The organism is Flavobacterium sp. KH_035, from assembly GCF_057839565.1.
Window position 1 is genome coordinate 1,525,979 of the sequence record NZ_CM174492.1, and the last position, 13,807, is coordinate 1,539,785.

Annotated in this window: 12 protein-coding genes and 1 tRNA gene; 6 read left to right on the forward strand and 7 right to left on the reverse strand. The window is 33.3% G+C overall.

Annotated features, from left to right (window positions below):
- The first annotated feature begins 53 nt into the window (after window positions 1–53).
- Entirely contained in the window at window positions 54–197 is a 144-nt protein-coding gene (locus AC3IS6_RS06730) for a hypothetical protein (protein ID WP_489164208.1), read from the forward strand.
- Entirely contained in the window at window positions 175–408 is a 234-nt protein-coding gene (locus tag AC3IS6_RS06735; protein WP_489164209.1) for a hypothetical protein, read from the forward strand. The genes AC3IS6_RS06730 and AC3IS6_RS06735 overlap by 23 nt, the downstream gene beginning before the upstream one ends.
- A gap of 39 nt (window positions 409–447) precedes the next feature.
- Here AC3IS6_RS06735 and AC3IS6_RS06740 read toward each other — a convergent pair whose 3' ends face one another.
- The 7 genes from AC3IS6_RS06740 to AC3IS6_RS06770 all read right to left on the reverse strand — a co-directional run bounded on the left by AC3IS6_RS06740 (window position 448) and on the right by AC3IS6_RS06770 (window position 8,665).
- Window positions 448–1,233 (reverse strand): HNH endonuclease, encoded by a 786-nt coding sequence (locus AC3IS6_RS06740; protein WP_489164210.1) that lies wholly within the window; start codon window positions 1,231–1,233, stop codon window positions 448–450.
- Window positions 1,230–1,838, reverse strand: coding sequence for a hypothetical protein (locus AC3IS6_RS06745; RefSeq protein ID WP_489164211.1), 609 nt, complete (start codon window positions 1,836–1,838; stop codon window positions 1,230–1,232). Before AC3IS6_RS06745 ends, AC3IS6_RS06740 begins: the two co-directional genes overlap by 4 nt.
- Complete coding sequence (locus AC3IS6_RS06750) at window positions 1,831–2,433, reverse strand: hypothetical protein (protein ID WP_489164212.1); 603 nt, start codon at window positions 2,431–2,433, stop codon at window positions 1,831–1,833. The genes AC3IS6_RS06745 and AC3IS6_RS06750 overlap by 8 nt, the downstream gene beginning before the upstream one ends.
- Window positions 2,434–2,438: 5 nt before the next feature.
- Window positions 2,439–4,565, reverse strand: a complete 2,127-nt coding sequence (locus tag AC3IS6_RS06755; protein WP_489164213.1) for a sensor histidine kinase — start codon at window positions 4,563–4,565, stop codon at window positions 2,439–2,441.
- Window positions 4,546–5,625, reverse strand: a complete 1,080-nt coding sequence (locus AC3IS6_RS06760) for a DNA cytosine methyltransferase (protein ID WP_489164214.1) — start codon at window positions 5,623–5,625, stop codon at window positions 4,546–4,548. Before AC3IS6_RS06760 ends, AC3IS6_RS06755 begins: the two co-directional genes overlap by 20 nt.
- On the reverse strand, window positions 5,615–5,836 hold the full coding sequence (locus AC3IS6_RS06765) for a helix-turn-helix domain-containing protein (protein WP_489164215.1): 222 nt from the start codon (window positions 5,834–5,836) through the stop codon (window positions 5,615–5,617). Before AC3IS6_RS06765 ends, AC3IS6_RS06760 begins: the two co-directional genes overlap by 11 nt.
- A 366-nt stretch (window positions 5,837–6,202) precedes the next feature.
- Window positions 6,203–8,665 carry an AsmA family protein gene (locus AC3IS6_RS06770; RefSeq protein WP_489164216.1) on the reverse strand — a complete coding sequence of 821 codons (2,463 nt, stop codon included), beginning with the start codon at window positions 8,663–8,665 and terminating at the stop codon, window positions 6,203–6,205.
- 245 nt (window positions 8,666–8,910) lie between these two features.
- Here AC3IS6_RS06770 and trxA point away from each other — a divergent pair, with 245 nt between their 5' ends.
- The 4 genes from trxA to AC3IS6_RS06790 all read left to right on the forward strand — a co-directional run bounded on the left by trxA (window position 8,911) and on the right by AC3IS6_RS06790 (window position 13,196).
- Window positions 8,911–9,228: a thioredoxin gene (trxA, locus tag AC3IS6_RS06775; RefSeq protein WP_012023423.1), complete on the forward strand. Its 318-nt coding sequence runs from the start codon at window positions 8,911–8,913 to the stop codon at window positions 9,226–9,228.
- A gap of 305 nt (window positions 9,229–9,533) precedes the next feature.
- Complete coding sequence (locus AC3IS6_RS06780) at window positions 9,534–12,113, forward strand: M1 family metallopeptidase (protein WP_489164217.1); 2,580 nt, start codon at window positions 9,534–9,536, stop codon at window positions 12,111–12,113.
- Entirely contained in the window at window positions 12,110–13,036 is a 927-nt protein-coding gene (locus AC3IS6_RS06785; protein ID WP_489164218.1) for a DUF58 domain-containing protein, read from the forward strand. The genes AC3IS6_RS06780 and AC3IS6_RS06785 overlap by 4 nt, the downstream gene beginning before the upstream one ends.
- 86 nt (window positions 13,037–13,122) lie before the next feature.
- A tRNA-Asp gene (locus AC3IS6_RS06790) sits at window positions 13,123–13,196 on the forward strand.
- The last annotated feature ends 611 nt before the right edge of the window (window positions 13,197–13,807 follow it).

Genomic DNA, 13,807 nt, shown 5'->3' on the forward strand with positions numbered 1-13,807 from the left:
CCTCCATAACTTTTTTGGTTTTCATATCTTCGCAGTCCTAAAACTTTCAGATTATGAACTTGACTAAACTTTTGCCCGTGTGGTACGCTGGCGGTATTGGAAACAACTGCAACGCTCTGAAAGGCGTAGGACAGCTAACCCATTCGGGTTTTATATCCCTTAAACTTTCAGATTATGAGTACAAACACCCTTTCTAAAGAAACCGAATTAAGGTTAACTGATGTTTTCAGCAATTCGATTGATCCCGAAACGATGGCCAAAACCATTCGCCAGGTAAACTATGCGCTTGCCTTAAGCGTAATGCAGGAACACGAATCCCTACAATCCGAGAAAACAAACCTTCAAAATGGTTTTTACCGGCTCAATCAATTAGCCGAAATCTTAAATCCGTATCTGGATGTTGAATAATTTAAAAGGAGAAAAGCCACTGTGAAGTGGCTTTTTTATTTATATTACTTGTTTGTTGAAAATTGTATCTAAATGATATTCAAGAAACTCTTTTCTAGGTATGTATTTTTGAGCAGCAATTATTTTTTGATTCTCAAATGAAGAGAAGTATTTATTATAAAATTCAGTTTCTTTTTTCTTTTTAATTGAATCAGAAAATATTATTTCATGGTTTGTATTTATTCCAATTAGTCCTTTGTCAAAAGCTTTATCATAAAGTGCAGAAAAACAAATTCCATTTTCAGGATTTAATCGATGTTCTTCATTTTTAGACCAAGGTATTATATGACTGGCTAACAAAAGCTCAGGAATGTCTATGCCTGTAATTGCACATTTATTATTATAGTTAGATAAAACCATTTGTCTGAAAACAGATTGATTTACTCTTGTTTTCACTGCTCTAATAATATCTTCTCCTTTTAAATCTTTTGTGTCAAAAAGTATATCTTCAAATTTCTTTTCAATTGATATATTCTCTTTTTTAGCTAGAATTTGCTCGCTTAAGAATATCAATTCTTCTTGGTTATGAAAAAATTCATCCCAAATTGGTTGAACTTGGTTCTTTCCGTTTTTTAAACCTCCAACTCCTCTCTCTTGATGATAAGGATCAACACTTGCAAAATTTCCTAATCTCATGCCTATCGAACTTGGTGTTCTCTCAATTAAGTTTGCAAGTTGAATAATCTCAGGTGTACTTTTATTCATTTTCCCAAAAGGCAATTTGAGATACAAGTTAAAAGCAAGTATTAAATCTTCACGAGTCCAGAGGTTTTTCTGCTTGTTCAAATTATTAAATCATTTATGGTTATATTGTTTCCAATTTTAACAAGTGCGTCCCTATTATCCAACAATAATGAAGCTATAAATGAATTCGTTTTATAAACCTTTTTGATCTGGTCATCATAATGCTGGAGCATTTGTGAATAAACATCGTCAGTAGGCATACCGTTAATAAAAAGAAATAAACCATAATTCGCACATTCCTGGAAACAGGAAAAACCTGAGTAAAAATTAAATGGATTCTTATATCCAAAAAAACTTTGACAACCATTTTTCACCAACTCATGTCCAAGTGTATGTCCACTACTACATGAAACAGTATAAAAAAAAGTATTAGAAAAATTCGTGATATTGATTGTTTCTGAAAGAAAAATATTAGCTCCTCCTTCTGCCAAGCAAGTTTCATTACCATGACAATACGTTACAAAAATGAATGACTTTAAATCAATGGTACTTATGTTAATGTGCTTTTCATTTAGTTCGTTACTATTAATAATAGATAAAGGAAAAAATTTACCATTAAAAAAATTCAATATATCATCACGACATTCTGTTAAAAATGTTCCAGCAGTAATGTCGTCGTTGTCAAAAGCTAAAAGAATATCAATCATTTAATTTTTCTAGTTTACGAAGTAATAAATGTATTGTTAGCTGATTTAGTTTTTTGGAAAAAGATTTTCCTAAATCAGTTTGGTTCCTTATTTCATACAAAATTTGATTTAGCGTTAATGATAATCCATTAGCAGTAAAAAAAACTGGAATATCCTTATCTTCAGGTTTTTGAATTATCCAATCTTCAATTATGTTATCTAGACTTGTTTTTAGAAAATTTAATGCTTTTTCAATTACGATTAATGACTCTTGAATTGTTGAGTCTTTCCTAATAAAACCTGACGCATTATTATTAATAAAATCACTGAATGATTCCTCTGTTTCATTTATACCGCTCCAAAGGATTACAGGAATTAATTCTGACTTTTCATTTATTTTTTTCAAAATTGAATGACCGTTTTCAATATCTGTTGCAGAAAATTGAATATCTAAAAGAACAATCATATTTAGTTCCAAATGATTCACAATGAAATGTAAACCTTCTTCCGGCTTCAAAAAAAACAAAATATTAAAACCCCTATCTTCTAAAGTATAGAGTAAAGGATGTTCTTTAATTGAAATTGTATCATCAATAACTACAAATGTTACTTCCATAATTGTTATTTTTTAAAAGGTAATATGATTTTAAAAGAAGCGCCTGTAGGTTTAAATTCGTTTTCTATAACTTCAATTTCTCCACCCATTGCTTCAATTCGAGTTTTAGTCATATAAAGTCCCATTCCTGCCCCGCCATCTTCAGCTGTTGTTGTAAAAAATATGTCAAATATTCTATATTTATCTTGCTCTTCAATCCCCGATCCATTATCAGAAAAAATTAAAGTAAAATCATTCTTATTTACAATTCCAATACATTTTATTTTTTTATTAGTCTGATGTTTCAGTGCTTTTATAGAATTTGAAATTAAATTATCTAATATATCCTCAATTGCCTTTCTATTGTAATTTAAAATTAAATCTTTATCTAAGATTATTTCTGTTTGTATTTTTTCTTTTGATAAAATATCTTCATAAATATTATTAAAAAGATTTTCAATTAATTCTTTAATACTTATTTCCTCAAAATCGCTATCTGATTTAGCATATTTAAGCATAAAGTCGACTCCAGTTCTTAATTTCATCATTTCAGAATAGATTTTTTTAGAAATTTTTAAAAATCTATCTTCTAACTTTGGATTTGGGAAATTGTTATTGAAATATTCAGCACTTGTAATAATATGACCAATAGTATGCTTTGCCATATGAGAAAACATTGCGGCAAAAGTTTGTAAAGAAACTAAACTAAATAAAAGATTTTCAATTTGTTTTTTCTCTTCTTCTGATTTGTTAAAATCATTAATACTCTTATTAACCGTTCCTTGTAATTTTGAAAGGTTTTTTTCAATGTTAGTTAAAACTTCTTTTACTTCAGGGCTTGAAGAATTTTTAATTTTAGAAATATCACTTTTTAAATCTTTTATATTGTCACTTGCTCCACTTAATCCAGATTTAGTAGTTTCTCTTGAAGAGTTTCTTTGATTCTTTAAAAAATTTTCAATTTGTTGAATCTGCTCAATGACGAATTTCTTAAGTTGGTAGAACTGTTTGTTGTCTACAAATCCTTGCCTATTAGTAGATTCAACAATAAAGGGGTTTGATTTATCTGTTATTTCTATATAACCTAGTAAATCTCTTGTTCCAAGTCTGTCAAAAAAACCTGACCATCTTCTCTTATCAAGACCTAATATGTCTTTCTGTTCGTTTTGAGTATCTACATATTCTGCAAATGGAGTTGTTATTAATCCATCTCGATATATCTTAATACCGTCGATTTCAACATTGAAATGCTTTTTATATTTATCTTTTGCTAATCTGTCAAAATAATATATTGTGGTTTTTAAAGGACCACAATCTCTTATGGGAACATTAATTATATTTAATTGATTATTTTTAAATTGTAATATTTCTTGAGTATTATTTTCTAAATTAAAAGATAGTTCAAATTTTAAACTTGCAAAATCAATTATTTGAGGTTTAATAAAAATATTTTTATACTTTTCATATTCTGATTTTATATTTATGTGAAATGGATATAACTTACTATCATTGTTTGGAGATATGAGCTTTGATAATTCTTTATAAGCTCTATCTATATCTTTTTCTGACCATTCTTCTTCTATTCCGGATATTTCAAGACTAGTTCCTTGTGAATCAATTTCTCCATCTTCTAACCAATATCTATTTTTAATATCTGTAAAAAAATCTTTTGAATCTTCAAAATTTAAAGACATCTGGCTATTTTCAATTTTTGAATAATTAACCCAATCAGTTTCTAAACAAAATAATTTATTAGTGCCTTTTTTCTTTGTTTTTAAAATTAATTTTGCGCCAAGTTTATCAACTGCGAATCGGCCGATACCTTTTTTTCCTGAAACTATTCTATTGTATGGTTCAGGAGTTGTTCTTTCTCTTCGTTTGCTACTCGTTCCAATTACCATCCATCTATTTTTTATGTCACTATAATCCATGCCAAATCCATCATCACGGATTATAATTTTCGATTCTTTGCTTAGAGGATTAATGTTTATAAATTCTATTGTGGCAGTATTTGCGTTTGAATCATAAGAATTTTTAACTAATTCAAATAGTGCAGTTATTCTATCTGTTATTAATTCTCTTCCTAAAAGTCTAAATGCACTTACATCGAAGTTAAACTTTAAGAATTTATCTTCATTTTTTGTTTTTGTCATTAGGTGTTAATTTAATAATTTGTTCAAAAATAGCTTTGGCTAATAATGGAGGAACTGCATTTCCTATTTGTTGTTGTTGAAATGAAATATTCCCTTTAAATTCAAAATTATCTGGAAAGCTTTGAATTCTGGCGGCTTCTCTGACTGATAGACCTCTATTTTCAAAAGGATGAATTAACATGTTTTTTCTATAATTAGCTATAACAACGGAAGGTATATTTGGATCTAGTCTTTTATAAATACCACTATGGCAATTTTTTGTATTTTTATAATTTTTCATCAACTCTTCAGGAATTGCTTGCCAATTTTGGCCTGGTTTAATATGTTTATATCTCTCTAAAACATATTCTTTATTTTTTGAAACATAGTTTTGTGATACTTTCTCAGAAGCACCTCTCATAAGTTTTGCATATGAATTGGGCTCAATTTTTTTGTAATCTAAAATATCATGAAAATCACCATTTTTTAATTTAGGTAAATCTTCAATAGCTTCATTTACGGTGACGGTTTTTTCATGTTTTTCAGGAAATATAAAATCAACGTCCAATCTATTTCCAATCATGAAAAATCTATTTCTATTTTGTGGAACACCATAATCAGAAGCTGTTAACACATTCCATTTAGTTTTATAACCTAATTTTTCAAATTCTTCTTCTAGTTTAGTAATGACAGTTCCTTTTTCAAATGATTTGATTCCTTCAACATTTTCAAAAACAAACCATTCCGGAGTTAACTCCTTAACTTGTCTAATATATTCATGAAATAATGAATTATTTGTGTTTTCTGAATTACGTGTTTTAGTATTTGAAGTTGAAAAACCTTGACACGGTGGTCCTCCAAAAAGTAAAAAAGGATTTTTATATTTTTTGTCAAATGTAACTTCTCTTATGTCTTTCGTAATTATTTCAGAGTTTGGATGATTTGCCTTAAAAGTTGCAGCAGCATGTGTATCATATTCTACAGCAACAGCAACTTCAATTCCAGTCATAGATGCTCCAATGCTCATTCCACCAGCTCCGCTAAAGATATCAATTGCAAAAAGTTTTTTTTTAGATTTCATTTATGTAGAAAAAAGTAATTGGTTTTTTATAATAATTTGCTAGAACAAAAAGTTTAGCGGCACTAATTCTTTTTGCACCATTTTCAATTTTAGACAAATTACTTTGATTAATAATCTTATCTTGTTGCACCTGCATTTGTGTGTAGCCCATTTCTTCTCCTGCTTTTACTAATTGGTGCGAAATAAATTGATTGATTTTTTTTTCATTCATCAGGATTTTTTTTCAATATTCCATATAGCAATATTCTTATTTTAATCTGGGTATTCCATATTGGAATATTGATGTGTTTTTCTTTCAAAAAATCGATAAAAAAACGCCAATCATTTCTGACTGGCGTTAATTAATATTTCTAAACTTCTCATGAAACCAAAACCTCTAGCCCTGATGGGAACGGCATCCTTTTGTGGCGGGGTTCGCCACAAAAGATATAGTGGACAGCAGGAAATAGCTCCTGAAAATTGAAATTCCAAAAGACTCTTCGGCTTCGCTCAGAGTGACAAATCTTTGTCGAGTTTCTAGTGTGATTCTTCGTTCCTCAGAATGACAAGATTGCGTTGAAAGGATGCGATAAAAAAACTACTTATCCCTTTTCCCCCATTTAATTTTCATTTTTCCTTCCTCGTCGAGTGCGATTAGATGCAAGACGATTCCACGTTCGCGGACGGCATCGCGTTCGGCTTTAGTGGCGAGTTTGATGTCGTTTTTGGAGTTTCGGAGTGGGATGGTGAGGGCGAGATTGGTGCCTCGGCCAAAAGAATAAACACCCTCGGCATCAAGGTTTAAAACGCTCGAACTAATGGTGAAATTATTCACATCGACCTGTTCTCCACGTAATTTAAGCGTGCCGGATAAATCGCTAAACGTTATGTTCTTAACATCACGGAATGGAAAAGCAAACTTGCCAATTTTCACAATAGGTTCAAAGTTTAACAAAGCGCCCTGATTGACGTTGAAAGTCAGATTACCGTGCATCGAATTCGTGATCAATTCGCCATTACCGTTGATGAATCCGGTTACATTGGCCTGGCTGCTTAGCTTTCCTTTAATATTACTCGGGCTAAAAGACTGAATCCCGAAGTTGTTGAACGACTTTAAAAAACTTGCAATATCAACCCGATTTACGTTGGCGTTAGAGCTAAAAGCAAAGTTTTTTCCACTTGGTTTTACTTCACTGTTAAAGGTGATGCTTCCGCCCGAAGTTTGCAGCGAACCGTTTTTGATAACCAGTCTCGAATCGATCATTTGTACCGTGGCAGTAGTGTTGGTTGCGGTTAATTTGTTGTAATTGATTTTATCGGCTTTGATGTCGATTACCACCACGCATTTATCAATTACGGTTCGTAGATGATTCGAAATAGTTGGTTTTTTGTTGGTTTTGGCTGTGGGGTTTACTTTTTGAGAAGTCGCTAAAACACCCAGAAATTGTTTCAAGTCAATATTCGGGCAATAGATCTTCCAGTTTACGATCATTTTTTCGGGAGCATCATAATAGAGGTTGAGGAAATTGTCAATTTTTCCTTCAACGAAAATCGTGTTCTTATTGTGTTTGTAGGCAATTTGCTTGATCAGTAAAGCTTTCTCGGTAAAGTCAAGATGAATGTTGGTTTTTACAGCCCGAACATTCTTTGGAATATAATGAAACGAAGCGTCATCGACATCTATTTTACCAATAAAACGCGGTTTGGTAATGTACAAATCGACAATGTCAAATTGAAATTTTAGGTTGGCTTTGGCGTGACCGGCTGTAAACTGAATCCATCTGTCGTTGCTGATTTCGTTGAGTCTTTCGATATCAAAGTCAGAACTTACGTTTCCGGTAGCGAGCGGTTTTTCGAGATTGTTAATAGACAATTGCGGAATCGAGAGCGGAATGTTTTCGTATTCACCTGCAAAATTTGTTAAAATAATAGCCGAATTAGCATCGTTATAACCGGCAGTAGGTTTGAAATTATTGGTAAAAATCCCTTTGAAGTGGCAGTTTTTAATCAATCCGTCCGGAATGCTCAATTCGTTGTTTTTGATAATGGCCTGAACGACAATTCTGGGATCACCTTCGGCATTAAAATCGCCCTTAATGTCACAATTAACATCGATTGGTTTTTGTAAATTAAATCGGTTAAGCTTAGAACTGATGTTTGCCGATAATAAATTGGATGCATTTTGCCATAAAATAGTAGTCCCAATATTGATTCCGAAAAGGGCTTTTCCTTTGGCAAGATTGAAAAAAGCGGTAATGTCAAAAGCATCCGATCCAATTTTCAGGCCTTTGGTTACCACGTCAATTTTTTCATTTGAAGCGGAGTAGGAAACGGCAAAAGTACCTTTGAGTTCTTTCTGTTTTGCAAAACTTCCGTGTACGGTATTAAAAGCCAGACTTTTAATTTGGGTGTCTAGAAAAACGTCGGTTTGCCAGTTATCTCCATCATAATCTACTTTTGATTGTAAGCGGTCCACATCAAAATCAAACAGTTTATGTCCCAGCAGATTGTTTAGCGTAAAGTGGACTCCGTTTAGTTCGATCTGATCGATGGTAGTCTCGGTGTCGGATTTGTTTTCTGGTGCTTTTTTCTTTTTCGGCTTAAAAATATTAGCATTCGAATAGCCGTTTTGTGCTTTATATACGTAGATCGCTGCGTCGTTGATCAGGATTTTATGAATGTTGATTTCGTCATGTACCAAACTCCAGATGTTCAGACGCACCTCAATTTCTTTAGCCTTTAATAAAGTATGGTGGTGTGTGGCCCATTGATTGTCTTTGACTTCAACCTCCTTTAGGGCCAAGGTAAAATTGGGGAAACCGGTTAGAAACTTATAATGAAAATCGCCAATATGAAATTTTCCGTTGATGTTTTCATTGATTTTGGTGTTGATCTTGGCGATGATTTCGGTTTTGTTTCGATTAAAATAAAGAGACAATCCACCGCAGGCAATAAGTAGTAAAGCAATAAGTCCCAGAATGAAAAAGCCAAAACGCCTGGCGTATTTTCTAAAATGAATCGATCGAAAAAAGTTTTTTATGTGGAGTAAAGTAGCGTTCATCTGGAAGAATTTTCAGGATGATTAAAGATAAGTCAAAAAAATGACGTTTCCCTAAAAAGATAAAAACCGATATTAGTGTAGGTTAAAACTTATGATTTTAGGTTTTTGAATTGATATAATTAATGACAATACATTTATAATGAAAACTAATTTGGTTATGGTGTTTCATTTGCATTTAATTTTTAAATTTGTGGTCTAGTTTGAAACGAAACAATTCAGACGATAATTTTAAAAGACAAGAAATTATGGCATTAGCAATAACAGATGCTACTTTTGATGAAGTAGTTTTGAAATCAGACAAACCAGTAATGGTAGATTTTTGGGCAGCATGGTGCGGTCCTTGTAGAATGGTTGGTCCAATCATTGACCAATTAAGCGATGAATACGCAGGTAAAGTAGTTGTTGGTAAAGTAGATGTAGATGCTAACCAGGAATTTGCTGCAAAATATGGTGTGCGTAACATACCTACCGTTTTGGTTTTTCATAACGGTGAAGTAGTAGGAAAACAAGTAGGAGTAGCTCCGAAACAAACCTACGCAGATAGTTTAGACGCTTTGTTGTAATCGAAAGATTATGATTTATATAAAAAAGGTTCGACGGAAGTCGAACCTTTTTTATTTGTTTTTTTGCCACCGATTAAAATGTTTTTTTTGCCACAGATTACACAAATTAGCGCTAATTAATTTCACTTTAAAAGTGAATTCCGCGAATTAAAATGAGGTTTATTTTTTTTGTGACAGATTAAACTAGTTTTCACGATTTAAAAAGAAATCATCCTAATCTGTGGCAAAAGAATTTTAATTCGTGCTAATTTGTGGAATTCGTGGCGAACTTTTTTTATTTTTACAGATCTAACATTCCTTTAAAAATGAAAATTCTCTATAGCTCTCTTTGTTTTCTTGCATGTACTACAATTGGTTTTTCTCAATCGAAACAAAAAGAAATTTATCTTTTAGATAAAGGCGTTTCGAAAGAGTTAGCGACTTACCGAAAACAAGAAATTTCCAATGTAAAATATGCGCTCTCATTTGAAATTCCAGGTCAGAGAGAAAAGGAAATTAAATCCAATCTTGTTTTAGAATTGACCTTATTAGATCATCCTTATCGAAGTGTGTATTTGGATTTTAAAGAGAAATCAGAAAATATAAAAGCAATTGAGGTTAATGGTAAATCGGTTTCAATTGTTCATGAAAATGGGCATATTGTTATTCCTACAGAAGCTTTAAACTCAGGAAAAAATACAATTGGTATTTCTTTTATAGCAGGAAATCTATCCTTAAACCGAAATGATGATTTCTTGTATACTTTATTGGTTCCGGATCGGGCAAGTACATTATTCCCTTGTTTTGATCAACCGGATATCAAAGCAACTTATAAGCTAAGTTTGATCGTTCCTAAAGACTGGTCGGTTTTGGCTGGAGCCGATGTGAAAGAGAAAACAGAGAAAGGAGAGTTTACTGCTTATACTTTTGGAGAATCGGACAAAATGAGTACCTATTTGTTCTCTTTTGTAGCTGGGAAATTCAAAAGTGTGACGAAGAAACCCGGTAATCTGGAAATGACAATGCTGTATCGCGAGAACAATGCAGAAAAACTAAAAAGCAGCACTGATACGATCTTTAATTTGCACCAGCAATCGTTAGATTTTCTGGAAAAATATACCCGTTATAAGTTTCCGTTTCAGAAGCTGGATTTTGCTTCAATTCCGGTTTTTCAGTATGGGGGAATGGAGCATGTAGGGGCTATTCAGTACAAAGAATCTACTTTGTTTCTGGACAATAGCGCTACAGACAGTGAAAAATTAGACCGTGCCAAATTGATTGCACACGAAACCTCTCACATGTGGTTTGGCGATTTGGTGACTATGAAATGGTTTGATGATGTTTGGATGAAGGAAGTATTTGCCAACTTTATGGCAGACAAAATTATGAATCCAATTTTCCCGAAAGTCAATCATAATCTGCAGTTTTTAACGGCTCATTATCCAAATGCTTATGGCGAAGATCGTTCGTTAGGAACACATCCTATCAAGCAAAATTTAGCCAATCTAAAAAATGCAGGTTCATTATATGGAGCGATCATTTACAACAAAGCACCAATAATGATGCGTCAGTTAGAAGCTTCGATGGGGAAAGAAGCTTTTCAGAAAGGAATCGAAAAGTACATTAAAAAATATGCCAATGACAATGCCGACTGGAACAATCTGGTTGAAATTCTCGACGCCGAAACGCCACTCGATATGCAAAAATGGAGTACGGTTTGGGTGAATAAATCGGGAAGGGCGATTTTTAAAGATCAAATCAAATACGATGCTCAAAACCGAATTTCAACCTTTGAAATCACACAGCAGGCAGAAGATCAATCGGCAAATGTGTGGCCTCAGATTTTTGATATTGGTTTGGTTTATCCTAACAATGTAAAAGTGATCAGTGCTACTATAAAAGACAAAAGCCTTTTGCTGAAAGAAGCCGTTGGACTTGAGAAACCATGGGCTATTATTTACAATTATAATGGTTTTGGATACGGTGTTTTTCCGCTTGACGGGAATAATTTAGAGTCTGTTTTAATATTGAAAGATGAGGTGGCGAGGGCTTCGACTTATATTAATATTTACGAAAATACTTTAACGGGGAATATTGCTCCTGCAAAAGCTTTTGCTTGTTTTTTAAAAGGAATTCAGCAGGAAGAAAACGAATTGGTTTTGAAAATTATCACCAGTCAAACCAGTGCTGTTTTCTGGAAGTTCCTGACGGAAAAACAGCAGAACATAAGACAAAAAGAACTTTCGGCTATTGTATATGCGCGTTTGCAAGCAAATTTGCCAAGCAATATCAAGAAGACTTTGTTTAATTTATTTAGTTCAATTGCCTACTCTGCTACTGATAAGGAACAATTGTATAAAATTTGGAATAAAGAAACCGTGATTCCGGGTTTAAAACTTAATGAAGATGATTATACCAATATGGCGATGAATTTGGCTATATTTAAGCATGAAAAAGCGGATGAGATTTTAAATAAAACCAGAACCACTATTGCAAATCCGGACAAGCAAAAACGATTTGAATTCCTGCTTCCTTCTTTATCGAAAGACGAATCGGTTCGTGATGCTTTTGTACTTTCCTTAAAAGACGATGAGAACAGAGAAAAAGAATCTTGGGTTTCTGTAGGTTTGGCGAATATAAATCATCCGTTACGCCAGGAAAGTGCTCAAAAGTATATTCGATTTTCATTAGATTTGGTGGAAGAAATTCAGCGTACCGGAGATATCTTTTTTCCAAAGGACTGGCTGAATAACACGGTTGGGAAATATTCGTCGAAATATGCTTTTGATGAAGTACAGCGATTCCTGAAAGAGAATCCGGAGTTTAGTCCGATTTTGAAAAGAAAATTATTGCAGGCAACCGATGGTTTGTACCGCGCACAAAATATTAAAAAAGAAACCGAATGAAAATTGAATCGGAAATAGAGAAAGTCTCCAGTTTTCAGCATCTCGAAATGTTGGCGAATCAGGTGGTAGAAGGGTTTATCTCGGGAATGCACAAGAGTCCGTTTCATGGATTTTCGGCTGAATTTGCGGAGCATAAAGTCTATAATGCCGGCGAAAGTACCAAACACATCGATTGGAAATTATTTGCTAAAACAGATCGTTTGTATACAAAACGTTTTGAGGAAGAAACCAATTTGCGATGTCATTTAATTGTAGATAACTCATCGTCGATGCATTATCCGGAACTCAGATCAAATCAGCCTTTTTATGAGAAGAAGATTGGTTTTGCTGTTCTGGCATCGGCTGTTTTAATGAATATCCTTAAGAAGCAGCGCGATGCCGTAGGGTTAAGTGTTTTCTCAGACAGTTACGAATATTATGCTCCCGAAAAAGGAAGTGATCGCCATCATCGAATGTTGCTCAATAAACTGGAAGAGTTACTGCAGCAACCAAAAGCCAAAAAAAGTACCGATACTATTACGTATCTGCATCAAATCGCTGAGAAGATTCACCGTCGTTCGATGATCATTTTATTTACGGATATGTTTCAGTCAGAAGATGATGAGAAGCTTTTTAACGCTTTGCAGCATTTAAAACATAACAAACACAAAGTAGTTTTGTTTCATGTAGTGGATGATAAAACAGAGCTGAAATTTGATTTTGATAACACGCCACGTAAGTTTATCGACTTAGAATCAGGTGAAGAAGTGTCGCTTTTTACGGATAATGTAAAAGCAGAATATGAAAAAAGGGCAGAGGAGTACTTTAAGAAATTGTCTTTAACTTGTGCAAAGAATCAAATTAAGTACGTTTCGGTGAATGTAGGAGATAATTTTGAAAAAATATTGACGACATATTTAGTTGAAAAACAAAACTTTGGCTAATGCTTTGAAAATTTATTTAATTTTTTTTCGAAAAACACTTGCAAAAACGAAATTGTGTACTATCTTTGCAACCGCAATAACGCAGAGGTTTGGTAGTTCAGTTGGTTAGAATACATGCCTGTCACGCATGGGGTCGCGGGTTCGAGTCCCGTCCAGACCGCAATATTGGGGAAAGCCTTTCTTAACGGAAAGGCTTTTTTGCCCAAATACGGTATCTAAGATTAGTTGTGTTGTTTTGCTACGACTTTGTAACTCGTAGCTGGTTTAGTAGTTAGACCAATGAAAAGCTTTCCACTTTTGTGGATGGCTTTTTTGATTTAAGGCTATTCTGATTTTAACCGCAAGGTGCGCTAAGGTTTACGCGAAGTCCGCAAAGTTTTTTTAAGCTTTGTGGATTTTTTGTTTTTATTTGTTTGGTTTAATCGCAAGGTGCGCTAAAATTTACGCGAAGTCCGCAAAGTTTTTTATGAGCTTTGTGGGTTTTTTGTTTTTACTTGTTTGGTTTAACCGCAAAGGGCACAAAGTTTTTAAACTTTGCGCCCTTTGTTTTTTATAAAGAAATTAAATATTGCTATTATATATTAGGAGTTTTCGGTACACATGTTGGGTAGCCGTAACTTGGGCAATGAGATGGTCCGCTAAAGCAACCTGCACTTGTGTCTGGTGGTGGGCATGTGGGGTCTCCACCATTGATGGATTTTAATTCACTAGCAGTTAATGCTACGGCGCCATTTAGGTTTAATCTTTTTAACATAATTTGTGGTTTTTTTG